Below are 25,925 nucleotides of genomic sequence, written 5' to 3'. Positions count from 1 at the left end.
ATGTCCTCCTCGACATAAACCTTAAGCCGTTAGATTGAAGTGGTCAATCGTTCGCGACCGGAGTGAAAAGCAGCGGCAGCCGGGCGAAGCCGCGCACCTGGCTGGGCAGGACCACCGCCGGGTCGGCCGGGTCGAGGCGGTAATCGGGGATCCGCCGGTGCAGTTCCTCCATCGCGATCCGCAGCTCGATCCGGGCCAGGTGGGAACCGATGCAGCGGTGCGGGCCGGACCCGAAGGACAGGTGCCGGTTCGGGGTGCGGTCCACCTTCAGGTCGGCCGGGCAGGTGAACTGGGACTCGTCCCGGTTGGCCGCGCACAGCATCAGCAGCAACTGGTCACCCTCGCGGACCGTCACTCCGCCCAGCTCGGCGTCCTGGGTGGCCCGCCGGCCCATCGAGACCGCGGCCTCGTAGCGCAGGATCTCCTCGACCGCGTCCGGGATCGCCTCGGGGTCGGCCAGGATCCGCTCGCGCTGCTCGTCCGCCTCGGACAGGTGCAGCATCATCCAGGCCAGCGACCCCTGCACGGTGTGCAGTCCGGCGATCAGCAACAGGAAGAACATCCGGGCCAGTTCCTCGTCGGTGAGGTCTCTTTCGACCCCTTCCTCGTCGGTGATCCGGGTGTGCATGATCGCGGTGGTGACGTCGTCGGTCTCGCCGGCCTGCTGCCGGCGCCGGGCGATCACCTGCATGAAGTACCCGAACATCGACTGGGCGGCTTCGGTCCGCGACTGCACGGCCTGCTCCGGGGTGTCGCCCGGCCGGCCGTTCAGGGCGATCTCGGTGGCCTCGGTGAACAGCGGGGCGTCCTCGACCGGCCAGCCCATCAGGGCCAGGAACACCTGGGTGGGCAGCGGGTGGGCGAACCGCTCGATGAACTCGACCCGGCCATCGGCCTGGAACCCCTCGATCAGCTCCACCACCAGCGCACGGATGCGCGGCTCCAGCGCCCGCATCCGGGACGGGTTGAACAGCGGCTGCAGAACGTGCCGGTAGGAGGTGTGCACCGGCGGGTCCAGCTCGATCGGCAGGAACTTGCCCTGCCCGGCGTCGACCAGATTGTTGGGGTAGCTGGAGAACGTGCCCGGATCCCGCAGCACCTGATGCACCTCTTCGTACCCGGTGACCACCCAGTGCCCGCCGTAGCTGGACGACCAGACCACCGGACCGGCCTCGGCCAGCTGCGCGGTGCGTTCCTGCATGCGGTCGACCGGCATGGTCAGTGCCGGGTCGTAGATGTCGAAGTCGACGACCAGATCGTCCCGGACGTCTGCTCGCGTTGTGGTCATGCGCTCTCCTCCTTGAGACGGCTTCCCAGCAGTTCGGCGGTGATCAGGTCGGTGTGCTCGCCCGGCATCGGAGCGGGCCGCAACGGTGGATCAGGAATGCTGGAGAACCGGGCGATCCGGGCCCCGGTCGGCACCGGCGCCCGCAACTGCGGATGCTCCAGTTCGTGAAAGGAATCCCGGGCCACCAACTGCTCGTCCTCGAGCAGTTCCGGCAGACGCGCCATACCGGCCGCCGGCACACCGGCCTTCTGCAGCAGTTGCGTGACTTCGGCGGGCGTGCGCACCCGGGTCCACTCCGTCAGCTCGCTACGATCGGACGCCCCGGTCACCACCTGCAGGGCCGCCCGGTCCGCATATCCCCGCACCGAGATCACACACCATTCATCCTGCCCCGCACAGGGAAACACGCTGCTGTCCGACTCGACTCCGGCCAGGGTGGGACCCAGCGCCGCCAGGGCCACATCGACCTGGGCCAGGCCGATTTCGTAGCCGTGCTCGTCCCGCCCGATGAGCGCAGCCAGGCTGCCCACCGCGGCCAGGTGCCCGGCGATGTGATCGGGGTAGACCGTGGAGCCGTCGCAGAAACTGTCCGGATCATCCGGGTCGCGCCACAGACTCGTCACGCCACAAGCCGCTCGCACCAACGGCCCGTAGCCCAGATGCTCTCGCCAGGGACCGGTCCTGCCGAAGGCACTGCTCTCGGACACCACGATCCGGGGGTTGACCTTGCTCAGTCGGTCGTAGGAAAGGCCCAGCGAATCAAGAGTTCCCGGCTTGAAGTTGGCCGTGACCAGATCTGCCCGAGCCACCAACTGCCGGAACTGCTCGCCGTTCGCGCGCAGATCCAGACTCAAGCCCCGCTTGTTGCGCCCACCCCAGGCGAACGACGGATTCATGCCGCCGCCCTTACGGGTCTGGCGCAGACCGTCCGGGAACGCCGGGTTCTCGACCTTGATGACGTCGGCGCCCTGGTCGGCGAACAAGCGGGTCAGCTCGGCGCCGAACACGATCACCCCCAGATCCAGCACCCGCAGACCGACCAGCGGGGGTTCACTTTCGGTCTGGGGCGGTAGGTGCAGGACAAATGGACGTCGTGGCTGGCGAAAGCCTGTTATCGCCGACTCGGAGGGTGGTGGGGAGGCGGCCCGACGGCCGTTCACCCGCAGCGACCCGGCCGGAGCCATGACCTTGGTGCCGTCTTCCAGGTCAAGGACGGCCAGCGCCCCGGTCTCCCGAAAGTGTTCGGCCTGCAGCACTTCAGCCACGCTCAGCACCCCGGCCATCGGAATCCCCCGCCCCACGCCCTCCTGCACCAGCTCGGCCCGCGTCCGGCCGGCGAAAAGCTTGGCGATCAAAGGGTTCAGCCGGTCCGAGGCCGCGAACCGGGCCGGGATGGTGTCGTAGCGCTCGTCCGCGAACTCCTCCGGCTCGCCCAGCCAGGCGAACATGGCCCGCCACTGCCGCCGGGCCAGCAGACAGATCCGGACGTGGCCGTCGGCGCAGGCGAACACCGGGTAGAAGTTCGCCGCGTCCGGACGATCGCGGGGAAACGTCTGCGCCCGGCCGGCCGCCGCGCTGCCCTGCGTGCCGAATCCCGGGTCGAAGCCGTGCACCACGGCCTCCAGCGCCGAGACGTCCACCTGCTCGCCCCGGCCGGTGCGCAACCGCTTCACGAAGGCAACGAGGGCCGCCCAGGCTGCGTGCACCCCGACCGTCTGCGCCACCAGCCCTTCCGGCGGCAACAACGGTGCTCGGCCCGGCAGGCCGGATCGGCACAGCACTCCCCCGGCCGCGGCCAGGGTCGCCTCGGTGGCCTGCCAGTCCCGGCGCGGCCCGGTCAGGCCGAAGTCGGTGATCGTGACGACGACCAGGTGGGGATGAGCATCGGTCTGCGGGATCCCGCCTTCTGACCGCAGCAGCAGATCGGCCTCGGCCAGGAGTTCGTTCAGCCTTCGCCGGCCCTTCGAGGAGCTCAGATCGATATCCAGGGAACATTTTCCGTTGTTGCGCAAGGCCCAGCCGATCGGCTCGGCCCGACCGGCGGAGCCGCCCGGCGGCTCGACGCGCAGGACATCGGCCCCCAGGTCGGCCAGCAACTGACCGCACGACTCGGCCGCACCCTCGGTCAGGTCAAGCACCCGCAGACGTTCCAGCGGCAGCGATGTAGACGATGCAGACATAGCCCCTCCGGCCCTTCAGGCGAACAGCGGTGCCATGCCGTCGGCCAGGTTGACGGTCTTCAGCTCGTAGTACGCCTCCACCGCCTCCGGCCCGGTGTCCCGCCCGACCCCCGACTGCTTGACCCCGCCGAAGGGAGCCTGGTGGTTGTACGTGAAGGAGTTGACGCTGAACGTTCCGGTCCGCACCTTCCGGGCCACCTCGGCCGCCCGCTCCGGGTCACCGGTGAAAACACCACCATGCAGACCGTAATCGGAGTCATTGGCGATCCGGACCGCTTCGTCGAGCGTGCGGTAGCGCAGCACCGAAGCAACCGGGCCGAAAATCTCCTCCCGGGCGATGCGCATGCTGTTGTCCGTATCGGTGAACACGGTCGGCTGAACGTAGGCCCCGTGCTCCAGACCCGGCGGGACACCCCCGCCCGTCGCCACCCGAGCACCTTCGGCCTTTCCAGTCTCGATGTACCCGAGCACCCGCTCCTGCTGCCGCTTGGAGACCAGCGGCCCCATGGTCGTCCTCGGCTCGAAAGGATCCCCGACCACGAACGACTCGGCGGTGGCCACCAAGGCGGCGATCACCTCGTCATACCGGCGATCCGGCACCAGGATCCGGCTGAAGGCGGCGCACACCTGCCCGGTGTTGAAGAAGGTCCCGACCGCCAGACCGGCCATCGTGGTCGCGATATCGGCGTCGTCCAGCACGATCGCCGCCGACTTGCCGCCGAGCTCCAACTGCACGCGTTTGAAGCTGCCGCCGCATTCCCGGCCGATCTCGCGGCCGACCGCAGTCGAGCCGGTGAAACTGACCTTGTCGACGCCCGGATGGGCCACCAGCGCCTGTCCGGTAGCCCGAGCGCCAGTGAGGTAATTGAAGACGCCAGCAGGCACCCCGGCCTCATCGAGCGCCTCGGCGATGTAGTAGGCGTCGAGCGGAGTTTCGGGCGCAGGCTTGTAGACGACGCTGCAGCCGGCCACCAGAGGCGGGACGATCTTGGCGATCGCCATGTTGAACGGCCCGTTCCACGGGGCGATCGAGGCCACCACCCCGACCGGCTCCTTCACCACGGCAGCCGGGCCGTAGACGGTCTGGCGCACCTCGGAAACCGTTGACCGGCGGGCAACATCGAGGAAGTAGCGGCCCACCGCGAGCGCACCGGGGATCTGCTGACCGGCGATCGATGTGGGCAGACCCATCTCCGAGGTGACCAGATGTGCGATCTCGTCCAGCCGGGGTTCGAGCAGTTTGAACGCGTTCTCCAGCACGTCGGCTCGTTCAGCCGCACTTAGCCGACGCCAGGTACCCTCGTCGAGGGAACGTCGGGCGGCGCGCACGGCCTGGTCGACGTCTTCTGCGCCGGCGTCGGGGACAACGCCGATCTGCTGTCCGAGCGAGGGTGAGATCACCGGGATCGGCGGGGCGGGGGTCAGCGGGCGGCGCCACTCACCGTCGATCAGGAACCGGGTGCGCTCGGTCGCGCTGCTGCTCATGGCGTCCTCCTTGACGGCGCGGCCCGGCCTCGCGGGCCTCGAACCAGCGACGAGGAAAGGGGCGCCAGTTGGCGGAAACCTCCTCGTCACCGCAACTACCAGCGAGCCTAAATGCTTTAGGTTGAATGTGTCCACGGTCACTTCAGGCATCTGCCGGTGACCGATCCGGTCATCTGCGGCGCACCTCTGGCCGCCCTTACCTAATTAAAGTAGGTTTATCCGATGGCGGAGATCGCGTACGCGGTGCAGGACAACGTGGCCACGATCGTGCTCGACCGGCCGGCCCGGCTGAACGCCTTCACCCTGGCCATGGGCCACGAGCTGATCGAGGCGTTCGCCAGGGCCGACGCGGACGACGAGGTACGGGTCGTGGTAGTCACCGGGCGCGGGCGAGCCTTCTGCGCGGGAGCCGACCTGGCGCTCGGAGCCGAGACTTTCGACGCCACCCGCAACTCACTGGAGGCTGACGCGGATAGTGCGCAGACACGTCCTCAATCAGGTCTGAACGGTTTCGGGCGCATCGGCGAGGTACCCCGCGATCCTGGTGGTGCCGTCTCGCTCGCTATTGCTTCGTGCCGCAAACCGGTGATCGGGGCGATCAACGGCCCGGCGGTCGGGGTCGGCGCCACCATGACGCTGCCGATGGACGTCCGGATCGCCAGTGAAGCAGCCCGGTTCGGCTTCGTGTTCACCCAGCGCGGGCTGGTCCCGGAAGCAGCCTCGGCCTGGTTCCTGCCGCGGGTGGTGGGCATCTCCCAGGCGATGGAGTGGGTGGCCACCGGCCGGGTTTTCGGGGCAACCGAGGCGCGCGAGGGCGGATTGGTCTCCCGGGTGGTCGCCAAGGACGAACTGCTGCCCGCGGCGTACCGATGGGCTGCCGAGATCGTGGACAACACCTCGGCGGTCGCGGTCGGGGCGGCCCGGCAGCTGCTGTGGTCAATGCTCGGAGCGGCTTCGCCCTGGGACGCCCACGCCCTGGACTCACAGCTGATCAACGAACTCGGCCGGGGAGCCGACGCGGCCGAGGGCGTGACGTCGTTCCTGGAGAAGCGACCGGCCCGGTTCACCGGGCGGGTCAGCACCGATCACCCCGCCACGTTGCCCCCTTGGCCGGGTCCGAGCCGCAACGGCGGATAATCCTTCCCATGCCTCGCCCGGCCAAGCCCCTGATCCAGTACGACGCGGTGATCGAGACCTCGCTGCGCATCATCGACGAGGAAGGTCTCGAGGCGTTCAGCCTGCCCCGGCTCAGCCGCGAGCTGAACGTCCGGGCTCCCTCGCTGTACCACCACTTCGCCGACAAGGCCGAGATCATGCGGGGCATCGCCCGGGCGATCGTGCTGCAGGCCCGGCTGCCCCGCCTGGAGCAGGCGCCCACCTGGATCGAGTGGTTCGTGCAGGTCAGCCTGAGCTTCCGGGCCAGTGTGCTGAACCACCGCAACGCCGCGCCGATCCTGCTGCAGTTCATGCCGCGCGAGGTGCTGGTGCGCACCTACGACGCCAGCGCCCAGATGCTGGCCGAGCTGGGGGTGCCGGCCGACCAGCAGGTGCTGATCCTGGACGGGGTGGACCGGCTGACCCTGGCCGCGGCGATCACCGAGGCGGTGCGTGACCCGGACGGCAGCAACCAGCCCTTCGCCAACGCCGGGCCGGAGACCGAGCCGACGCTGAGCGCAGCGGTGAAGGCGAACCAGCTGAGCTCGGAAGAACTGTTCGCCGAGACCATTCGCAGCTTCCTGCGCGGGGCCGCGCCCTACGTGCCGGCCGACGCCCCCGCGCCGATGCCTCCGGCCGCTTTCCTCAGCTGAGCCGGAACACCGGAACGCTCTCCCCGGCATCTTCGAAGCACACCTCGACCGTTAGGCCGGCCTTCAGGACGGCGGGATCGGCCTGGAGACGGACGAAGAGCCAGGGGCCTTCGGTCAGCTCCACCAGCGCGGTGGTGGCCTGGCCGGGGACGATCGCCCAGCTGATCAGGGTGCCGGTGCCGGAGACGATGAACGGTTCGAGGTCGGGGCTGCCGTTGATCGGGTCGGTGCGGGCCTCAGGTGGCAGGACGGTGCCGGAGGGGCCGCGGCGCATCAGGAGCTGGTGCTGGGCGGCGGCGTCGTAGAAGGCTGCGCTGGCGGGGTCACGGCGCACCACGGTCATCGGAGGGCTCCCGGGTGAGGGCTCAGGACCAGGGTCGAGTGGTGTTCCAGGATGCCGCCGTTGCCGCTGACCAGGATGACGTCGTTGCTGGGGGCCTGGCGTTCGCCACCTTCACCGCGGGCCTGGATCACGGCCTCGGACAACGGGGTGAAGCCCCACATGTAGTACCCGGACAGCTGCCCGCCACCGGTGTTCACGGCCAGCTTTCCGCCGGGCCCGAGCCGGCCGTCGGCTACGAACGGGCCGCCTTCACCCTTGGCGCAGAAGCCGTAGTCCTCCAGTGAGACCAGCACGGTGTAGGTGTAGCAGTCGTACAGTTCGGCCACGTCCACGTCGTCCACACTGATCCCGGCCATGCTCATCGCCTGCGCTCCCGATCGGCCGGCCGGGGTGAGGAGTCCCCAGTCGGATCCGGCGTGCATGCGGCGGGGCTGATGCGCCTGCCCGTAGCCCCAGACATGCACCGGCCTCTCGGACTTCTCGGCCGAGCTGACGATGACGGCGACCGCGCCGTTGCTGACCAGGCAGCAGTCGAGCAGGTGCAGCGGGTCGGCGATCCAGCGGGAGGCCTGGTGGTCATCTACCGTGATCGGATCACGCATCTGGGCCAGCGGATTGAGCGCGGCCCAGGCTCGCTGAGCCACGGCGATCTCGGCCAGCTGCGCGCTGGTGGTGCCGTAGCGTTCCATGTGCCGGCGAGCGCAGACGGCGTACAGGACGGTGGGATTCACTGCGCCGGAGAAGGCGGACCAACCGGCCATACCCTTGAGTTCACGGGGTCTGCCGGCCCAGGCCTCGCCTGCCTTCCGGGCCGGTTTCAGGGGTGTGTCCGCGAAGACGCAGGCGATGGTGGTGGCGGCTCCGGCCTCGATCATCTGCACGGCCTGGGCCACCATCACCCCGGCGGTCGCACCGAAGGCGCTGACCTGGCTGAGCACGTTCAGATCAGGCAGGGCCAGGGTCTGGGCCAGGCCGACGTTCAGGCTCTGGGTCACCCCGGAGCTCACCAGCAGCCCGTCGAGATCGCTCAACCGCAGGCCCGCATCGTCCGTGGCCTTGCGAACGGCCTCGGCGGCGAGGGAACTGGCCGAGCGCCCGTAGACCTTGCCCATCTCGGTCAGGCCCAGACCGACGATCGCCGTGCTCAGCGGCCTTCCCACCGGGGCTCCCGCTTCTCGGCGAACGCCTGCGGCCCTTCGCGGGCGTCACGGCTGCTGAACACCGTTTTCACGGCCGCGGCGTTGATCGCCCAGACCTCGGCCTCCCAGTCCGAGCCGGCCGACCAGGTCTGGTGCAGCACCCGCTTGCTCTCCTGCACCGACAGCGGGGCGTTGCGGGCTGTCTTCTCGGCCAGCTCCAGCGCTACGACCAGCGCCGTGCCGGCTGCGGCGACCCGGTTCACCAGGCCCAGCTCGTAAGCCCGGGCAGCGCTGACGGGTTCACCGGTGAGGGCGATCTCGGCGGCGATCTTCGGCGGGATCTGACGCTGCAGCCGGATCACTCCCCCGGCCGCTGCAAACAGCCCACGCTTGACTTCCGGCAGGCCCAGCGAAGCGGTCTCGTCGATCACGGCGAGGTCGCAGGCCAGCATGATCTCGGTGCCGCCGCCCATGGCGTACCCGTTCACGGCGGCGATCGTCGGCTTACCGATCCAGTGCTGTGCGATCCCGGCGAAGCCCCATTCCGGATGCTCCCGGTCGTCCACCCGGTTGCCCTGCGCCAGCTCCTTGAGATCAGCACCGGCGCAGAAGGCCCGGCCAGCACCGGTCAGCACCACCACGCGCACCTGCGGATCGACCTGTGCCTGCTCCAGCGCGGCCCCGGCGGCCTGCGACAGCGGTGTGTTCACGGCGTTCATCGCCTGCGGCCGGTTGAGCGTCACCAGCCCGATGTGGCCGCGCTTCTCGTACAGGACTGCGCTCATCGGGCCTCCGGTTTCGTGTACACGGATTTCAGGGCGAAGTACGGCTGCAGGCCTTCCGGGCCCAGCTCCCGGCCCAGCCCACTCGCCTTCACACCCCCGAACGGCGCCAGCGGATCCAGGGCGTAGTGATTGATCCCGATGCTGCCGGTGCGGATCCGGGCCGCCAACTGACGAGCCCGGTCTTCGTCGGTGCTCCAGATCGTGCCGCCCAGGCCGTATTCCGAGTCATTGGCGATCTGCACGGCCTGGTCCTCGTCGTCGTAGGGCAGCACGCACAGCACCGGCCCGAAGATCTCCTCGCGGGCGATCCGGCCGGCGTTGTCCACGTCCGCGAACACCGTAGGCTCCACGAACCAGCCTGGCCTTGGGGGAACACCGCCGCCTGTGGTCAGGCGCGCTCCGGTGCGCCGACCGTCCTCGATGTACCCAAGCACCCGCTCGCGTTGCGCCGCACTGACCAACGGGCCCACCTGCGTCCCCAGTTCGAGAGGATCGCCGATGCGCAGCGAGGCAACGGTTTCGGTGATCGCATCGACGAATTCGGTGTACCGCGAGCGGGCAACCAGGATGCGGGTGCTGGCGTGACAGGTCTGGCCGTTGTTGGCCAGGCTGTGCTCGGGCAGTGCCTTCAGGAAGGCATCGAGGTCGGCGTCCTCGGTGACGATCGCGGCCGACTTGCCGCCCAGCTCAAGGGTGACCGGGCGCAGCAGTCGTCCGCAGACCTCACCGATCGCCCGGCCGGCCGCGGTGGATCCGGTGAACGCCACTTTGTCGACGTCCGGATGGGCCACCAGGTGGGCGCCCGCGTCCCTTTCTCCTGGGACGATGTTCAGCACCCCTGGCGGTAATCCGGCTGCCTCGGCGGCGTCCGCCCATACGTAGGAGTCAAGGGCCGTCTCCGGTGAGGGCTTGAGTACGACGGTGCAACCGGCGGCGAGAGCTGGGGCGATCTTCATGGCGGCGAGGGACTGCGGGTAGTTCCACGGGGTGATGGCCGCGACCACGCCGACCGGTTCGCGACGGACGTTGATGGTGGCCAGACGCCCCTGCCGTTCGTCCGGCTGGTCCAAGCTCTCGGCCAGCTTCGCGTAGACCTTCAGTATCACCCCCGGCGCGTAGCCGTTGGCCGGGAGCGAGGTGGTGATCGGCGTTCCGTTCTCCCGCGTGACCAGCGCCGCAGTCTGGGGCGCGCGGGCCTTGAGCTCATCCGCCAGCCTGCGCATCACCTGCGAGCGCTCAGCGCCGGTCGTCTTCCCCCAGGCCCCTTCCAGTGCGTGGCGGGCCGCTCGAACGGCTGCGTCCACGTCGGCCTCGGACGCCATCGGGGTCTCGGCCAGCACCTTGCCGGTGGCCGCCTCCTGGATCAGGCGGCCGGGCCGGGGCACGACCGGTGGTCTCCAGTCGCCGCCCACGAAGAAGGAACTGCGCAGGGTGACTTCGCCTGACAAGGACATCGAGCCTCCCGGTGTGCGCCGTCGCCAAGAAAAACTTATGTCTTTAGATTTAGTCGGTCAAGGGGGTCACGCCGGTACCCCCTACCAGCGCCCCCTGTCAGCCGGTCGGCGGGCGGGGTTGCATGGGCTCACCGCTCCACTTCTTGATCAGCCAGAAGGACTCACCATGCACGTCCGTTTGCGAGGGCTCGTGAAACCGAGAACGGTGGCCGCGGCCCCCTTGGGCGCCGCACCGGGGCAACCGATCTCGGCCGCCCTGATCGCCACGGTCATTTTCGTGACCGCGATCGCCCCGCTGGCCACGGACATGTACATCCCGGCGTTCCCCGACGTCGCCCGGGATCTCGCCACCAGCGCCACGGCCGTGCAGCTCACCCTGACCACGTTCTTCGTCGGGATGGCGCTGGGGCAGCTGGTCGGTGGCCCGGTCTCGGACCAGCGCGGCCGGCGCAAACCGCTGCTGGCCGCCACCATCGTCATGCTGATGGCCAGCATCGCCTGCGCGCTGGCGCCGAACATCACTTTCATGGCGGTGGCCCGGTTCCTGCAGGGCTTCGCCGGAGGCTGGGCCATGGTGATCGGGCGGTCGGTGATCGTCGACCTGGCCAGTGGCACCCAGCTGGTGCGGGCCCTGAACATCGTGCAGGGCGTCGGCGGCATCGCCCCGATCGCCGCGCCCCTGCTGGGCGGGATCATCCTGCAGTTCTCCACCTGGCGGGCGCCGTTCTGGGTGATCGGCCTGCTGGTGGTGCTGATGATCGTGGCCACCTACTTCCTGGTGCCGGAGTCCCTGCCCCCTGAACGCCGGCACGCCGGCGGGCTTCAGGCGTTCGCCCGGGACGCCGGTCAGGTGCTGAGCAATCGGGACTACCTCGGCTATGTCCTGGTGGCCGCGGCCGCGATGGTGGGCCTGTTCGCCTACGTGGCCACCTCGTCGTTCGTTCTGCGCACGATCAACGGTCTTTCCCCACTGGGCTATTCGATCGACTTCGCCGCCAACGCGGCCGGGATGACGGTCACCGCCCTGCTCGCCGCGCGCCTGGCGGGACGGGCCGACACCCGCCGCGTGATTCTCCTCGGCCAGCTGATCGCACTGGCCGCCGGTGTGGCCATGCTGGCCGGGGCGCTGTGGTTCGAGACTCCGCTCGTCCTGTCGATGGTCTGCTTCTTCGCGTTCATGTGCGCACTCGGCCTGTTCTGGGGCAACGCCGGTGCCTTGGCCGCCGACGCGGTGCCGGATCACCCGGGCACCGGATCGGCCGTCCTGGGGCTGCTGCAGTGGGGAACCGCCGGTGTCGCAGCGCCGATCGCCGGGCTGGGCGGTGAGCACACCGCGGTGCCAATGGCGCTGATGATGACCATCGGCATGCTGGTGTCCGTGTTCGGGCTGCTCGTCGTAGCCCGCTCTTCCTCAACCGCCTAATCGTCAACTCAGAGCAGGGCCTCGACGCTTCCGAGGCCCTGCTCGGCGATCTGCGCAGCCGCCGCCCGCACCGCAACCGTGTACCGGGTCACCGTCTCCTCGACGAACCGCGAGGTCGGGCCGGACATGGCCAAGGCGGCCAGCACTCGTCCGTCCGCGGCCCGGATCGCCGCCGACACCGACGAGGCCCCGACCTCCCGCTCTCCGTGACTGACCGCCAGATCTACCCCCGTGCGCAGCACCCGGCCCGAGGCGCCCAACTCCAGGGGCATCGGCGAGCCGACCACGACGACGCTCCGGACCGTGGCGGTGCCCTCGTGCTGGGCGATCGAGACGCGGTGCTCGCCCTGGCGCACGTAGATGTTGACCGTCTCGCCGTAACGGTCGACCAGTGCCTTCATCGCCGAGCGTGCCGCCGCGCTGACCTCCCACAGCGCGTCGGCCGCGCGGACCCAGCGCAGCAGGCCCGGGCCCAGGGCGTAGCGGCCGTCACTGAGCAGCAGGAGGTATCCCCGGTTCTCCCAGGTGCCGACCAGGCGCAGCACGGTGCTCTTGGGCAACCCGGTCACCTCGATCAGCTCCCGCAACGTGCGGGCGGGATGACCGAGGTCGAACGCCTCCAGCAGATCGACGGCGCGGCTGACACTACGCACGCCCGAATCGGGGTTCATCAAGCTCACGGCAACATACTGCGCCTCGGACCGGTGTAGTCGGCGAGCAACGGCGGGGGAAGCGGGCCCTTGATCCGGCGGCCGGACTGCTTCTCCTCCCAGGCGTGGGCGAGGATACCCACCGAACGGCTGAGGACGAACATGCCGCGGGCCAGTTCCGGCTCGATCCCGAGCTCCGCGTAGACCACCGCGGTCGCCCCGTCGATGTTCATCGGCACGGGGCGCTCGCGGCCTACCGACAGCGCGGCCTCCAAGGCCAGTGCCGCCTCGAGATGGAGCCCCTTCACCTGGCCGGCGTCCCGGGCCTCGGCCACCAGGTTCAGCAGCGGGTCACGCCGCGGGTCGCGCGGGTGGAATCGGTGCCCGAAGCCGGGGACGTGCCGGCGTTCTTGGCGGTACCGAGCCACCAGCTCGGCCGCCGCCTCCGAACGTCCGTCCGCAACGACGTCCTCAAGCACTTGAACGCACTGCTGGCCCGCGCCACCGTGGACATCACCAAGAGTGTTGACGCCGTTGGCCATTGCGCTGTTGAGTCCCAGACCGCAGGTGGCGGCCATCCGGGCGCTGGCGATCGAGGGGGCCTGCGGGCCATGATCGACGGCGGCCACCAACGCCGCCTCGAGCAGGCGCGCCTGCCCCGGCCCCGGAAGCTCGCCCCGGACCATGAGCCAGATCATGTCGGGGAACGACAGCCGGCCGATCAGTTCCTGGACCGGATAGCCGCGCAGGTCGATCTCGCCGGGTGCGATCCGGCTGACTGACGTTTCCCACCAGCGGGTGCAGTCCTCGGCGGTTGTCATATTCCTCCCTCATTGCGCCAGCGCTCGATGGTCGCCGGCTCGACGCCGATCTCGCTCAGGACGGAATCGGTGTGCTCCCCGAGCCGCGGCGGTGGAAGGGCCGGTGTGCTGGCGGTTTCGTCCACCCGGATCCCGTTGCCCAGAACCCGCAGGTCGCGTTCGGGGTGCCCCGGAAAAGGCAGATGGTGGACGAGTTGACGGTCCCGGATCTGTGGGTGGTCCAGAACATCGGCCACCCCGAGCACCCGTCCGGCGGGAACTCCCACGGCGGCCAGCTCGGCCTCCCAGTCGGCCGCGGGCTTGGCGGCGAAAGCCTTTTCGAGTTCGTCGCGCAGTTCAGCACGATGAGCCTTGCGGGCCTCGCGCCGGGCGAAACGCTCGTCCTGAAGCAGATCCTCGCGGCCGACCAGGCGGGCCAGCGTCTCGAACTGCTCCTGTTTGTTCGCCGAGACGTTGAGGTCGCCGTCGCCGGTGCGGAAGGTCCCGGACGGGGCTGCGGTGAAGTTCTCGTTCCCCATCGCGACCGGCGTCTGGCCGGCCACCAGGTAGTTCGAGGTCACCCAGCCCATCGCCGTGACCGCGGTTTCCAGCATCGAGACGTCCACCTGAGAGCCCTCACCGGTGCTCTGGCGGCGCACCAGGGCCGCGCAGGTGCCGAAGGCCGCGGCCATCCCGCCCAGGGTGTCCGCGACCGGATACCCGGCCCGCAACGGCCCGGAGTCCTGCGAGCCGGTCACCGCCATCATCCCGGACAGCCCCTGGATGATCTGGTCGTAGGCCGGACGATCGCGCAGCGGCCCGCTCTGGCCGAAACCCGATATGGCGCAGTACACCAGCCGCGGGTTCAGCGCGTGCAGCTCGTCCCAGCCGAAGCCGAGGCGGGCCATCACCCCGGGCCGGAAGTTCTCCAGAAGGACGTCCGACTCCCGGATCAGGGCGGTGAAGGCCTCCTTTCCGGCCGGGTTCTTCAGATCGACGGTGACCGAGCGCTTTCCGGAGTTCTGGGCCAGGAACGAGGCACCCAGCCGTTCCTCGTTGAGTTCAGTGTCGGCCCCGAGCTGCCGGGCCAGGTCTCCGGTGCCGCGCATCTCCACCTTGATCACGTCGGCGCCGAGCAGCGCCATCTGATAGGCCGCGAACGGGCCGGCCAGCACGTTGGTCAGATCGAGGACGCGGATCTGTTCGAGCGGACGACTCATGCAGCGGCTCCCCGGTTGCGGATCCTGGTGAACACGGCCACGGCGATCCCGACCAGCATCACGCCGTAGATGATCAGGACGATCGGGCCGTCGAAGAACGCCGCGTAGCTGCCCTCGCTGATCGCCAGGGTGCGGCGCATCTCGGTCTCGGCCAGCGGGCCGAGGATGACCGCGATCAGCACCGGCGCGAGCGGGATGTCGTGCCGGCGCATCAGGAAGCCGAGCAGGCCGATCGCGACCAGCAGGGCGAGGTCGATGAGGGACGAGGCGGCGGCGTAGGTGCCCAGGACGGCGAAGGTGGTGATCCCGGCGTACAGGTAGGGCTTGGGCACCCGCAGCAGCTGGGCCCACAGCGGGGCGAACGGCAGGTTCAGGATCAGCAGGACGACCAGGCCGATGAACAGGCTGGCGATCAGCGCCCAGACCAGGTCCCCGGCGCGGTCGAAGAGCAGCGGCCCCGGCTGCAGGCCGTACTGCTGGAAGGCCGCGAGCATGATGGCCGCCGTCGCCGAGGTCGGCAGGCCCAGGGTCAGCAGTGCGCCCATAGCGGTTCCGGCCGTGGCGTTTCCGGCCGACTCCGGCCCGGCGACACCCCGGATCGCGCCCTGCTTGCCGAACTGCGGCTCCGGCTGCTTGCTGTCCAGGTTCCGCTCGACGCCGTAGGACAGGAAGGTCGGGATCTCCGCGCCGCCGACCGGGATCGCGCCGAAGGGAACGCCGATCGCCGTGCCCCGCAGCCAGGCCGGGAGCGCTTCGCGGAACTCGGCGCGGGACAGGAACGGGCGTCCGGTTCCGTTGATCAGCGAGGTGTTGTCCGAATGGCGGCGCCTGGACGCGATGTACAGCACTTCGCCCAGGGCGAGCAGGCCGACGGTGACCACCAGAACGCTGATGCCGTCGAACAGTTCGGGCACGCCCGCGGTGAACCGCAGGGCCCCGCTCTGGGTGTCGATGCCGACCATGGCGATGCCCAGGCCGATCCCCAGCGCGGTCATGCCCTTGATCACCGAGTCGGCCACGATCGCCGCGGTGGCGATGAACGCGACGACGGTCAGGGCGAAGAACTCCGCCGGGCCGAAAGAGGTTGCCGCCTCGGCCAGGAACGGTGAGAACAGAGCGACCAGGGTGGTGGCGAGCAGGCCGCCGGTGAAGGCACCGATCGCCGAGGTGGCCAGGGCCTGCGGTGCTCTGCCGTTGAGAGCCATCTTGTGGCCCTCGAAGGTTCCGGCGATAGCCGTTGAGTTGCCTGGGGTGTTCAGCAGGATGCCGGTGATCGAGTCGCCGAAGAGCCCGCCGTAGTAGACGCCGGCGAACATGATGAACGCGGCGGTCGGGTCGAGCGTGAAAGTGACCGGCAGCAGGAGGGCCACGGCCATCGCCGAGCCCAGGCCGGGCAGCACGCCGACCGCGGTGCCCATCAGGGCACCCAGGAAGACCCACAGGATGTTGATCGGGGTGAGAGCGGTGCCGAATCCGTCGGCCAGATGTCCGAGTGATTCCATGTCAGATCATCCCCAGAACGCCCGCGGGCAGGTTGAGGCCGAGGCCCGCCGAGAACACCAACTGGACGATCGAGGAGACGCCCAGCGCCAGCCCGAGGTCGAAGACCAGCCGCCGGGAGCCCAGGAAATAGGCCACCCCGTAGAACAGCAGCATTCCGGCCAGGATCCAGCCCAATGGGCGCAGCAGGAGCGTGAAGACGATCAGCGTGGCGACGATTCCGGCCACCGCGGCCCAGTCGGTACCAGGGGACGTTCGGGTCGGCTGGGCGGGAAGGGCCCGGTTGCGCACGCCCTGGACGATCAGGGCCACGACCAGGATGTAGGCGAGGACGGCGACCACGGTGGGGAAGAACCGGGGTCCGGGAAAGTCCGCCGTGCTCGGGACCTCCATGGTGAGCAGGCCCTGGGTGAGGTAGACGGCCACCCCCAGGACGACGGCGGCGATCGCGAACGATCCGGTGGCCGGTGGGTTCTCGGCCGCCTCGGGCTCGGTACGTTCCTCTGGTTGGGTGCTCACAGCCCGGCCTCCTTGACGATGCTGTCGATGCGCGCGGTCTCCTCGGCGATGAACTGCCCGTACTCCTCGCCCAGCAGTTCGGAGTCCGCCCAGGCGTTACGCCGCAGCGCGTCCGCCCATTCCGGGGTGGCGATCGCCTCGTCGACGATGTCCTGGAGTTCCTGCGCCTCCTCGGTGCTGAGGCCGGCCGGTGCGACCACCCCGCGCCAGTTCGGCAGGTGCAGGTCGATGCCCTGTTCCATCAGCGTGGGGACGCCGATCTCCGGCTTGGGTTCGGGCGCGGAAAGCGCCAGCGCGCGCAGCTTCCCGGCCTCGACCTGGTCGGCGAACTCGTTCCAGCCCGAGATCCCGACGTCGCTCGCCCCGGACAGCAGCGACGCCACCGCCTCGCCCCCACCTGCGTACGGGATGTAGTTGACCCCGCTCGGCTCGATCCCCACCTGCTTGGCCAGCAGCACGGCCAGGAGCTGGTCGGTGCCGCCCAGCGAGCCGCCGCCGATCGCCACCGAGCGCGGTTGCGCCTTCCAGTCCGCCAGCAGGTCGTCGAGGGTTTCATAGGGCGAGTCCGCCGGAACCACGATCACCTCGTAGTCGTCCGCGACCCGGGCCACCGGGGTGGTCGCGGTCAGGTCCTGCGGGGAGCCGTTCACCGCGATCCCGCCGATCATCACCGTGCCGGTGATCATCACGACGTCTTCCTGGCCGTCCATCCCCAGCAGCTGCGAGAGGCCGATCGTGCCCGCCGCACCCGGCACGTTGGCCACCTGCGGGTTGCTGACGATGTCGTTCTCCCGCAACGCCACCTGCAGTTCTCGGGCCACGGTGTCCCAGCCACCGCCCGGCGCCGCCGGAACGATGATGGTCAGGCCGGTCCGGGCGCCGGAGAGGGTTCCCGCGCGGTGCGCGTCATATCCGGCGGTGAGCACCAGGGGGACGAGTGCCACTGCGGCGGCTGTGCTGAGCCAGCGTTTCCTGCGCGGATCCACAAGCCACGCCTCCTTCGTCACGACGATGTGAACGATGAACTGTGCCGCCCAGTGGACCGCACGGTCCGCCAGGTGGTCAAGTACAGATGTTCGATAGATTGCCGAGGCGGCCTACGAGGACGCGCGAGTCCTCGACGGGAAACGGAGAACAGATTCGTGACGGAATTCCATGGCTGGGACGACATCCGCGCCGAACTGGATGACGGTGACCGTGACGCGCAGGCCAGGGAACGAGCCCGGACCGAAGCCTGGGCCAGCGCCCATCACCTGGCCGAGGAACGCCAGCGTCTGGGCCCGACACAGGTGCAGCTAGCCTGACGACCGAGCGTTCGTCAGCACTCGAAGCGCCACCGGCCTTCCGAGACCACGTCCACCCGGTCGTCGACGATGCGGACCGCCGTCTCGTCGTCGATGAAGTAGATCGGGAAATCTGCTCGCCCACAGATATCGTCGGCCCAGGTGTCGTCCCGCTCCGGGAAGTCCGGCGAGTCGAGGTGCGGCTTCAAGTACCAGTCGAACAGTCCCAAGGGCGGTTCCAGGATAGTCGCGCCGAGCACCTCCAGGTCCGCGCGATCCCCGATGACGTCGGCGGAGCGTTCGTTGAGGTGCCGGCTGAAGATCATCGAACCGGCGCTGACCCCGACGTAGACACGGTCTTCCAGGATCTTGAGGAGGTCTGCGGCCAGGTGGTTGGCGGTGATGCTGCGGGCCAGGTGGTACTGGTTGCCGCCCTGCACGTAGATCACGTCGGCGCGGCGCAACCGCTCGAGCACCATCTGCTGGGGCAGGCCGTTCAGCTCCAGGATGTCGAACTCCCGCCAGCCTAGGCCGTGCACCCGGTTCAGGTCCGCCACGACCCAACCGTGGTCACCGGGCTGGGCGACCGACGCGGTCAGCAGGTACACCACGTTCGCCGACCCGAACGGCTGACCCACCATGTCCCGCAACGCATCCTGCAACGACTCGTTGCGCAGACCACTCGACGTCAACAGAAGATTCACCGCCCGAGCCAACCACGCTCGGCGAGCGAGGCGCCAGTCAGGCAGCCTGTCCGTCGCGTCCAGCAAGGCTTCTTGAAGTCTTCACCTGACGGATCAGGTAGGCGATCACGACCAGACGGATCACCAGACCGGGGACACTGGCCTCAGGTCCGTAGACGCCGCCGGTCAACCAGCGCGCACCGGTGGCCATTTGGTGGATCAGCGGGTCGTCGACCAGCATGGTGGCGCTGACCGGGAAACCCAGTAGCGGGCCCTGCACGAAGTTCCAGGCAGCACGCAGGCCGGCGCCGAGCCAGATGTTCTGCGTGGCCAGGAACGCGGCGCCGTACATCACGCCGCTCAGTACCCCGCTGAGAATGCCCAGCGCGCCTGCGCCCTCGGCGAAGAAGTACGGCACGCCGACCAGGACGGCGGTGATCCCGACGGCGAGCCAGTCCGAGCGGACAGCCACGCCGATGCCGTTCATCAGCAGGCCCCGGAAAACTGCTTCCTCGATCAGGGCCAGCAGCACGAGGTAGATCAGGAGAGCGACAATCATGCCCGTGTCGCCGCCGACGCTTTCGACCTCGATCGTTGCCGTAGCCCGGAGAAGAACGAACACCACCGAAATGGCGACGGTTCCGATCAGGAAACCAAGGACGAACGTGCGCGGGCGAGGTCGTAGGCCCACCGCGGCGAGACCTCGGGAACGGATCGCGATCACACCGAAGACGGCGATGCAGGGCAACAGCAGAAGATTGGCCAGGTTCTGGGTGTCCACGTCCGGCCTCCAGAAAGGGAGTCAGCTGGTCATGCGGGCCACCGCGTCACCCATCCGATCGGCGACGTCGGCTCCTTGCAGGTCGGGATCGGCGCTGAACAGGCCCGGCAGGGCATCGATCGAGGCGCGGATCATCACCGCGACCGTTCGGGCGTGGAAGTCGCCCAGCTCGCCGGCGTCCTGCCCGTCCTCGAGCAGGCCTTCGACGTAGGAGATCAGCGCGTCGCTGTCGGCCGCGGTGTAACGCAGACCGCCGTCTGCGGTGCGCAGGTTCCGGAAGACCTCGCCCACCGCAGCCAGCGCCCGGCCGTTGTCGGCGGCGAACAGTACGCAGGCCCGGACATAGGCGAGCAGGCGCTCGCGGGGACCGCCAGCACCCTCGACGGCAGCCAGGACGGCCGGTGCGGCCCCTGCGTACACCGAGTCGACGACCGCTTCGAGCAGGGCTTGTTTCGAGCCGAAGTGATAGACGACGACGCTCTTGGCGACTCCGGCCCGCTCGGCCACCGCAGCCAGGGACGTCCCGGCAAACCCCTTCTCGTGCAGCGAGTCCAGAGCACATTCGACGAACTGACGTCGTCTCGCCCGTTCGATGAAGGACAGCTCTTCGTCGGACCGCATGATTCCACTGTAGAACAAAAGGACGCTTTTTAGAACGCGCGGTCGAAAATTTGGATCCGTGCGGGGCACGTTCGCGGGTCCTACGCCAGCACGGCGCCGGTGCCGGAGAACGCGGTTTCTTCGGGATCGACTCCGACTGGATGACCACCGCTACGAAAGACCCGGCTCGGACGGCGCCGAGGCATTAGTCGCGGCAAAGTGCGGGCCGGGACCGTGGTCCGCGACCCGCTCGCCCAGCCGTCTCGGACAGAAACGACAGCGTCTTCTGACTCAGTACTCGTTTCGGCGACGCCGCAGAGCTCGCCGGGCTTCCCGACGATCCCGATGGTTGGCCTCGGTACGCCAGCGCTGCCATTCCGCGCCGCCGTTGTCCAGACGAACGCCGTACAGCCCGGGCCCGTAAGTCCAGTAGCAGCCGAGGTGTTTCACGCTCTCCGGCGTGATCTGGGCCGGCAGGCTGCACGGCCCGAAACGGTGGTCGTGGTGCGGAATGCTGGTCAGCATCGGGGTGTCGGCCAGCCGTACCCAATACGGCCGGTGCTTGTCGGTTCTGCTCATGGCGGTCACCTTTCGGCTCCGCGACGCCCCGGGGTGGGGCCGTCGCAAGACCGGCGGCATGGGCAGCATGAGCAGACTCCTTTCGCTGAGACGGCTACAAGCCAACCAGATCGGCCGGGGGGACCGCATCAGGGTGAACCCTGAGCCAGGCTCCTTGTGCGAACGGAACTCGCGCGGTGTTGCGCCGTAGCGCTGCCGGGAACCGGGCGATCGGTTACGAGCGGGACCGGATGCCGTCCAGCGCCAGCAGGACCGTCTCTGTCATCGCACCGGCCATCGGGGCCGGCGCCTGCGCGATTTCGGGGTCCAGAGACAAAGACCCGCGATTTTCCCTTCGCGTTCGAATCAGGCGGAGACGACGATGACCGTCTTGCCAGGGAGCTCCCCCGCAGCAGCCTGCTGGTGGACATCTGCCAAGTCGGCGAGCTGCACGCGCTGAGCGACTTCGACGTGAAGTTCGCCGGTGTTCACTCGGGCCGCGAGGTCGGCCAGCTGATCGGCGTCGCTGCGCACGAAAAGGTTGATTCCCTGCACGGCACGCTCCTTGTCGGAGGGAGCAGCCATCCAGACGGTGGTGTTCACCAGAGCGCCACCGTCACGGATCACTGTGACCAGGCCTGCCAGGATTTCAGGGGTGACTGGAGCCAGGTTGACGACAAGGTCGACCGGCTCGCTCAGCGCCGCCACCACATCGGAGCTCGTGTGGTCCAAGACCTCGTCGGCACCAGCCGCCTTCACCCGGGCCTGGTGGCGAGGCCCGGCCACAGCGATCACGTGCGCCTTGACCTCCTTGGCCAACTGCACGGCGTAGTCACCGACCGCTCCCCCGGCACCGTTGATCAGGACCCGCTGCCCCGCCCGGAGCTGCCCGTGATCGAACAGCGCCTGCCAGGCGGTCAGACCCACCACCGGCAGTGCTGCCGCATCGGCCAGAGGGATGCTCTTCGGGGCTCCGGTGAGGATGTCGGCAGCTGCGATCACGTACTCCGCAGCAGCGCCGTCACCCGTCATCGGAAGGAAGCCGATCACCCGGTCACCGACTGCGAAGTCGTCCACTCCCTTGCCCAGGGCATCGACGGTGCCGGCTACGTCCAGGCCAGGAGTGTGCGGTAGGGCGACCGGGATCGGGCCCTGCATGAAGCCCGCCCGGATGTTGCCGTCCACTCCGTTGAACGACGTCGCCGCAACCCGGATCCGGACCTGACCGGCGGCGGGGGTGGGCTGCTCGATGTCCTCGTGGACCAGAGCCTCAGGACCACCGAACTCGTGGAAACGTACTGCCTTCATGACTCGCACCTGCTTCTTGGTTGCGCCGCTGTGGTGACGCCAACCAAGTTCGCAGGATGCAGCGCGACTATCCTGGGCCGGATTGGCCCACCCTGATGATCGCCGGGTCCCCTTCCTCAGCGACCAGCTCCGCCAGACGCGACGCATCGGCCGAACCCGGGGCCGGAGTGAGCATCAGAGCCGCCAGGTCATCTCCGGGGATGGCGATCAGGCTGCCCATGAGGGTGACGGATCCTCCGTCCGGGTGGACGAACGCGGCGCTGCTCTCGTACGCCGCCACCGGACGTGGATTACGCCAGAGATCATCGAACATGCGGCTTCGGGTCCGCATTTCGTCGATCAGAGCAGTGAGGTCACTATCGGCCGGGTAGCGCAGCACTGCACTCCTCAGCTGGGCGACGAGGACTGCTTCATGATCGGTGGCATCAGCGGCAGACTGCTTGAAGCCGATCAGTGGGTCGCAGAAGGATCGCCAGGCGACGTTCCAGTCCCACGGGTCTCCCGTCAGGTCCCAGTGCCGCAGAGCCATGAAGGCGCTGTTGACGGCGATCAGATTCATGGCCGCATCGGAGACGAACATCGGTGTGTCCGAGAACCGCTCCAGCAACCGGACAGCCCCCGGCCCGAGTTCTTTGGGCACTTGGCCCTCGAGGGCCGCATAGCCCGCCAAAGCGCACAATCGTTCGTAATCAGACCGGCCGACGTGCAGTGCCTTGGCGATGGCATCCACCACTCCGGCCGACGGATGACTCCGCCCCTGCTCCAGCCGTCGCACATAGTCCGCAGACATGCCGGCCAGCTCACCGAGCTCTTCCCGGCGCAGGCCCCGCGTCCGCCGCTTCCCGACCGGAAGGCCGAGATCCGCAGGATCGGTACTCTCGCGCAACTGTCTTACCGCACTGCCGAACCGGTGAAGCTCCACAGCCCGATTGTGCCCTGTTGCAGCTGAAGACACCGCCCCCACCAGGTGTGGATAGTCTCGTACGTCCCCGAAGGTCGCGCCCGAGCGAATGAGAGTGATCTGATGGTTTCCGCCGCCGAACACATCGTCGTCCTGCGTCCCGGTGAACAGTTCCAGGCCCGGTCGGTGACCAGCCCGAACGGGACCTACACGCTGGAACACCAGTACGACGGTGATGTGGTGGTGCGGAGCGTCGCTGACGGCGAGGAGATCTGGGCCGCCGACAGCGTCTTCCAGGGCGAGCCCGATCCGGGAGAACCCTTGCTCGACGAGGACTACGGCTGGTTCGGGCTCCAGGAGGACGGCGTGCTGGCCGTGCGGAACTGTAACGGCACGGACCTCTGGTACACCCATCGTCGCGGTCAGATGCTCGTGCTGGACGATGAGGGCCATATCGCTCTGCTGGACGACTCCGGAGCCCGGGTATGGGAGTCCGGATCAGTCAGCGCCGGCCCCGACCGCACGCTCGATCTGTCGGGGTACCGCATGTTCAGTGGCCTCGTGGTGCGCACCGACTTCAGCGACCCCGAGGCCTGGGCCCGCATCCTCAGCGAGATCGCTGAGAATGACGAGAACTCCGCCGCCTTCGTCATCGACGACCCGGTCTGGGCAAACGCTTCCTGGCTGACCGTGGTGTCAGCCCTGCCGAAGGAATGGGACGACGAGGAGATGGCACCTCGGGCCGTGTTCATCGCGAACGCCGAAGCCATGCACGACCCGGACGGTTGTCTGCTGGGCGTGAACCTCGATGACGTTCCCGACGGTCTCGACCCCGACGTGTTCCGCCACAGCGACTACGACTTCAGCGGACGGGTGCACGTGCGCAGCGCCGTGGCCGGGTATCCGGGCTATGCCATGGGCCTGAGCGGTTGGGAAGAGATGCTCTGGGACGACCTGGGCGCAGAGCCCTGGGAATAGTGGCAGCCAACTCTCCAACGACTCAGTGCCTCCGCGCGCCGATCGAGGACGTCGCTCGGCCGATCTGATCAGGCTGCCCCGACGATGGCCGCTCAGTGGACGGGCGCGAACCAGGACCCGTCCGGTCGCCTGGAAGATCACCCCGAGCCACTCAGCCGGGGCAGCGCCGACCCGATGCTGAACCCGGCCACCATCTCGGAGGCGAAGCAGAGCGGCTACTACGGCCCCCGGTTCAACCTGCTCGGAGCGCCTGCGCCAGCAAAAGTTTCCGCACGAGGACGCGACGAGCAGGTCGCCACCCGCCGGTGAGCCGAATCCGAACGCCTCACTGGTCTCTCCGTCGACGCCGTCGCACCCTGACCTCTGAATGGTCGCTGTCCTCACGATGACAGTGACCATTCAGTCCGGCAGCCACGCCGAACTCGGCACCCCCGGCGCCTTCAACGACGACGACTCCTTCATGACCATGCGCCACACCTCTGGCGTCCGGACCCGGATGTGGATGAGCGCCATCTCCCCCCGCACTCCGACCCCGGGTTCCGGGCGGTCGGCTTTCAGGGTGTGTTCGTCTCGGAAGGTCTCGACCCGCAGGAACCACAGTCGATCGCCGGGCGACGCCCCGGCTCAGATGGCTCCGGATTGAACGACGACGGCCTCACCGCAACCATCTCCGCTCCTGAGGGCGACCGCGCCGTCGCACTGGAAGCCGGAGAGCACCTGGCCTTGTACCGTCTGCTGGGCGACGCCTTGAGTCGTGGCGACGGCCCCCCGAGAGAACTTCGGCTGGTTCGCGTACGTGCCGCTCTCCGATGCGGTCTTGACCAGCGGCTCGCGGTTCTCGCTCCCCCTGGTCCCCGGCGGTCGGCAGTTGCTCAGTTTCAGCACGGTCGTGATCGGACTCGTCCTGGCTGGCCTGGCTGCGGGGATCCGCCTCGGGCGAGGTAGCCGTAGGTGACTACCGTAAGTGGAGCTGATGCGAATGGAGGAGGCCCGGCCCATTCGTTGTCTTGATTACCGCCTGGGTCAGAGTGATCTTCCTCTTCTCCCGTGGTGATGTCATCCCTCGACCGTTGAAACAGACGATGGTGGAGGGAAAAGTGAAGAGGTCCCTTTCGACCGCATTGCTGGCCGTGGCCAGCGTTGTCGGTCTGACGATGTTGCCAGCAGGCCCATCGATGGCCAAGGCGGCGGCCGCCTGCGGAACCTTCAGCGTGACGAACAACTGGGTATCGGGCTTTCCGGTGTGGGCGAGAGAAGCCGGATATCAAATTGTGTCAGGGGATTTCAACGGAGACGGCCGCGGCGATCTGGCGATGACCGGTGCCCAGAGTGCCACAACCATCCCGGTGGCGTTCTCCAACGGGAACGGCACGTTCACGGTCACCAACTACTACGTGCCCAATTTCCCGATCTGGGCGAGGACAGCCGGCTATCAGGTGGTGGCCGGTGACTTCAACGGTGACGGTCGCAGTGATCTGGCGATGACCGGTGCCCAGAACGCGACGACCATCCCGGTGGCATTCTCGAACGGCAACGGCACATTCGGCGTCACCAACTACACCGTGCCGAACTTTCCGATCTGGGCCCGAGAGGCCGGTTTCCAGGTGGTGGCCGGTGACTTCAACGGCGACGGTCGCAGTGACCTCTCAATGACCGGCGCCCAGAGCGCAACGACGATCCCGGTAGCGTTCTCGAACGGGAACGGCACATTCGGCGTCACCAATTCCTGGGTAGCCAATTTCCCGATCTGGGCGAAGACAGCCGGCTATCAGGTGGTGGCCGGCGACTTCAACAATGACGGGCGTAGCGATCTGGCGATGACCGGCGCCCAGAACGCGACGACCGTCCCGGTGGCATTCTCGAACGGCAACGGCACATTCGGCGTCACCAACTACACCGTGCCGAACTTTCCGATCTGGGCCCGGGAAGCCGGTTTCCAGGTAGTAGCCGGTGACTTCAACGGCGACGGCCGTAGTGACCTGTCGATGACAGGCGCCCAGAGCGCGGTGACGATCCCGGTGGCATTCTCGAACGGCAACGGCACATTCGGCGTCACGAATTCCTGGGTGTCGGGCTTCCCGGTCTGGGCGAGGGAAGCTGGTTACCAGGTCGTGGCCGGCGACTTCGACGGTGACTACCGCAGCGACCTTGCGATCAGCGGCGCGCAGAGCGCCACCACCATCCCGCTCGCCATATCCAACTGCTGATCCGGTTGGCTGGCCGGGTCCGTCGCGTGGAG

The 25,925-nt window shown here is 68.3% G+C and carries 27 protein-coding genes; 7 read left to right on the top strand and 20 right to left on the bottom strand.

The genetic code is table 11. From position 1 onward, the window contains the following. Positions 1-43: 43 nt before the first annotated feature. From LR394_RS24175 to LR394_RS24165, 3 genes are read right to left on the bottom strand one after another with little or no spacing between them, the layout of a single operon-like run. Entirely contained in the window at positions 44-1,288 is a 1,245-nt protein-coding gene (locus LR394_RS24175; RefSeq protein ID WP_231446187.1) for a cytochrome P450, read from the bottom strand. Then, positions 1,285-3,468, bottom strand: coding sequence for a CaiB/BaiF CoA-transferase family protein (locus tag LR394_RS24170; RefSeq protein WP_231446185.1), 2,184 nt, complete (start codon positions 3,466-3,468; stop codon positions 1,285-1,287). The genes LR394_RS24175 and LR394_RS24170 overlap by 4 nt, the downstream gene beginning before the upstream one ends. Positions 3,469-3,483: 15 nt before the next feature. Beyond that, positions 3,484-4,953 carry an aldehyde dehydrogenase gene (locus tag LR394_RS24165; protein WP_231446183.1) on the bottom strand — a complete coding sequence of 490 codons (1,470 nt, stop codon included), beginning with the start codon at positions 4,951-4,953 and terminating at the stop codon, positions 3,484-3,486. A gap of 222 nt (positions 4,954-5,175) precedes the next feature. Between LR394_RS24165 and LR394_RS24160 the strand changes: the two genes are divergently transcribed. Further along, positions 5,176-6,090 (top strand): enoyl-CoA hydratase-related protein, encoded by a 915-nt coding sequence (locus LR394_RS24160; protein WP_231446181.1) that lies wholly within the window; start codon positions 5,176-5,178, stop codon positions 6,088-6,090. A gap of 8 nt (positions 6,091-6,098) precedes the next feature. Next, entirely contained in the window at positions 6,099-6,761 is a 663-nt protein-coding gene (locus LR394_RS24155; protein ID WP_231446180.1) for a TetR/AcrR family transcriptional regulator, read from the top strand. Here LR394_RS24155 and LR394_RS24150 read toward each other — a convergent pair. From LR394_RS24150 to LR394_RS24135, 4 genes are read right to left on the bottom strand one after another with little or no spacing between them, the layout of a single operon-like run. Next, positions 6,754-7,104, bottom strand: a complete 351-nt coding sequence (locus LR394_RS24150; protein ID WP_231446178.1) for a Zn-ribbon domain-containing OB-fold protein — start codon at positions 7,102-7,104, stop codon at positions 6,754-6,756. The two genes, LR394_RS24155 and LR394_RS24150, sit on opposite strands and share 8 nt — an antisense overlap. Beyond that, positions 7,101-8,216: a thiolase family protein gene (locus LR394_RS24145; protein WP_407937118.1), complete on the bottom strand. Its 1,116-nt coding sequence runs from the start codon at positions 8,214-8,216 to the stop codon at positions 7,101-7,103. The genes LR394_RS24150 and LR394_RS24145 overlap by 4 nt, the downstream gene beginning before the upstream one ends. Positions 8,217-8,248: 32 nt before the next feature. Next, positions 8,249-9,028 (bottom strand): crotonase/enoyl-CoA hydratase family protein, encoded by a 780-nt coding sequence (locus LR394_RS24140; RefSeq protein WP_231446174.1) that lies wholly within the window; start codon positions 9,026-9,028, stop codon positions 8,249-8,251. Next, a complete protein-coding gene (locus tag LR394_RS24135) occupies positions 9,025-10,482 on the bottom strand; it encodes an aldehyde dehydrogenase (RefSeq protein ID WP_231446172.1) in 1,458 nt (485 codons plus the stop codon). Before LR394_RS24135 ends, LR394_RS24140 begins: the two co-directional genes overlap by 4 nt. Positions 10,483-10,672: 190 nt before the next feature. On the opposite strand from LR394_RS24135, the gene LR394_RS24130 reads away from it, so the two are divergent. Further along, on the top strand, positions 10,673-11,905 hold the full coding sequence (locus LR394_RS24130) for a multidrug effflux MFS transporter (RefSeq protein ID WP_231446169.1): 1,233 nt from the start codon (positions 10,673-10,675) through the stop codon (positions 11,903-11,905). 8 nt (positions 11,906-11,913) lie between these two features. Here the strand turns inward: LR394_RS24130 and LR394_RS24125 are convergent, their stop codons facing one another. From LR394_RS24125 to LR394_RS24100, 6 genes are read right to left on the bottom strand one after another with little or no spacing between them, the layout of a single operon-like run. Then, entirely contained in the window at positions 11,914-12,576 is a 663-nt protein-coding gene (locus LR394_RS24125) for an IclR family transcriptional regulator (protein ID WP_231446375.1), read from the bottom strand. A 5-nt stretch (positions 12,577-12,581) separates the two neighbouring features. Then, on the bottom strand, positions 12,582-13,376 hold the full coding sequence (locus tag LR394_RS24120) for a citryl-CoA lyase (RefSeq protein ID WP_231446167.1): 795 nt from the start codon (positions 13,374-13,376) through the stop codon (positions 12,582-12,584). Further along, complete coding sequence (locus tag LR394_RS24115; protein ID WP_231446165.1) at positions 13,373-14,575, bottom strand: CaiB/BaiF CoA transferase family protein; 1,203 nt, start codon at positions 14,573-14,575, stop codon at positions 13,373-13,375. The genes LR394_RS24120 and LR394_RS24115 overlap by 4 nt, the downstream gene beginning before the upstream one ends. After that, positions 14,572-16,077 (bottom strand): tripartite tricarboxylate transporter permease, encoded by a 1,506-nt coding sequence (locus LR394_RS24110; RefSeq protein WP_231446155.1) that lies wholly within the window; start codon positions 16,075-16,077, stop codon positions 14,572-14,574. Before LR394_RS24110 ends, LR394_RS24115 begins: the two co-directional genes overlap by 4 nt. A gap of 1 nt (position 16,078) precedes the next feature. Continuing rightward, the gene (locus tag LR394_RS24105; protein ID WP_231446153.1) at positions 16,079-16,594 is read right to left on the bottom strand and encodes a tripartite tricarboxylate transporter TctB family protein; all 516 of its coding nucleotides are present in this window, start codon (positions 16,592-16,594) and stop codon (positions 16,079-16,081) included. Next, positions 16,591-17,580 carry a Bug family tripartite tricarboxylate transporter substrate binding protein gene (locus LR394_RS24100; RefSeq protein WP_231446150.1) on the bottom strand — a complete coding sequence of 330 codons (990 nt, stop codon included), beginning with the start codon at positions 17,578-17,580 and terminating at the stop codon, positions 16,591-16,593. The genes LR394_RS24105 and LR394_RS24100 overlap by 4 nt, the downstream gene beginning before the upstream one ends. A 156-nt stretch (positions 17,581-17,736) precedes the next feature. On the opposite strand from LR394_RS24100, the gene LR394_RS24095 reads away from it, so the two are divergent. Next, positions 17,737-17,898, top strand: coding sequence for a hypothetical protein (locus LR394_RS24095; RefSeq protein WP_231446147.1), 162 nt, complete (start codon positions 17,737-17,739; stop codon positions 17,896-17,898). Positions 17,899-17,912: 14 nt separating this feature from the next. Here LR394_RS24095 and LR394_RS24090 read toward each other — a convergent pair whose 3' ends face one another. The 6 genes from LR394_RS24090 to LR394_RS24065 form a co-directional block, all read right to left on the bottom strand. Next, complete coding sequence (locus LR394_RS24090; RefSeq protein WP_231446145.1) at positions 17,913-18,581, bottom strand: Type 1 glutamine amidotransferase-like domain-containing protein; 669 nt, start codon at positions 18,579-18,581, stop codon at positions 17,913-17,915. Between the two features lie 37 nt (positions 18,582-18,618). Further along, positions 18,619-19,341, bottom strand: coding sequence for a CPBP family intramembrane glutamic endopeptidase (locus LR394_RS24085; protein WP_231446142.1), 723 nt, complete (start codon positions 19,339-19,341; stop codon positions 18,619-18,621). Positions 19,342-19,362: 21 nt separating this feature from the next. Further along, a complete protein-coding gene (locus LR394_RS24080) occupies positions 19,363-19,962 on the bottom strand; it encodes a TetR/AcrR family transcriptional regulator (RefSeq protein WP_231446140.1) in 600 nt (199 codons plus the stop codon). A 270-nt stretch (positions 19,963-20,232) separates the two neighbouring features. After that, entirely contained in the window at positions 20,233-20,520 is a 288-nt protein-coding gene (locus tag LR394_RS24075; protein ID WP_231446137.1) for a hypothetical protein, read from the bottom strand. 345 nt (positions 20,521-20,865) lie between these two features. Then, complete coding sequence (locus LR394_RS24070) at positions 20,866-21,807, bottom strand: NADP-dependent oxidoreductase (protein WP_231446135.1); 942 nt, start codon at positions 21,805-21,807, stop codon at positions 20,866-20,868. Between the two features lie 67 nt (positions 21,808-21,874). Beyond that, positions 21,875-22,729: a helix-turn-helix domain-containing protein gene (locus LR394_RS24065; RefSeq protein ID WP_407937117.1), complete on the bottom strand. Its 855-nt coding sequence runs from the start codon at positions 22,727-22,729 to the stop codon at positions 21,875-21,877. A gap of 102 nt (positions 22,730-22,831) precedes the next feature. On the opposite strand from LR394_RS24065, the gene LR394_RS24060 reads away from it, so the two are divergent. After that, the gene (locus LR394_RS24060) at positions 22,832-23,686 is read left to right on the top strand and encodes a DUF6924 domain-containing protein (RefSeq protein ID WP_231446132.1); all 855 of its coding nucleotides are present in this window, start codon (positions 22,832-22,834) and stop codon (positions 23,684-23,686) included. Between the two features lie 84 nt (positions 23,687-23,770). Then, positions 23,771-23,995 carry a hypothetical protein gene (locus LR394_RS24055; protein ID WP_231446130.1) on the top strand — a complete coding sequence of 75 codons (225 nt, stop codon included), beginning with the start codon at positions 23,771-23,773 and terminating at the stop codon, positions 23,993-23,995. Between the two features lie 315 nt (positions 23,996-24,310). Here LR394_RS24055 and LR394_RS24050 read toward each other — a convergent pair whose 3' ends face one another. Continuing rightward, positions 24,311-24,571 carry a hypothetical protein gene (locus LR394_RS24050; protein ID WP_231446128.1) on the bottom strand — a complete coding sequence of 87 codons (261 nt, stop codon included), beginning with the start codon at positions 24,569-24,571 and terminating at the stop codon, positions 24,311-24,313. 143 nt (positions 24,572-24,714) lie between these two features. On the opposite strand from LR394_RS24050, the gene LR394_RS24045 reads away from it, so the two are divergent. Further along, positions 24,715-25,893: an FG-GAP repeat domain-containing protein gene (locus tag LR394_RS24045; RefSeq protein ID WP_231446126.1), complete on the top strand. Its 1,179-nt coding sequence runs from the start codon at positions 24,715-24,717 to the stop codon at positions 25,891-25,893. Positions 25,894-25,925 lie beyond the last annotated feature (32 nt).

This window comes from Kineosporia babensis, assembly GCF_021129305.1.
Classification (GTDB): Bacteria; Actinomycetota; Actinomycetes; order Actinomycetales; family Kineosporiaceae; genus Kineosporia; species Kineosporia babensis.
Note: the sequence above shows the minus strand (reverse complement) of the source record. Positions and strands in the feature narration are given on the sequence as shown.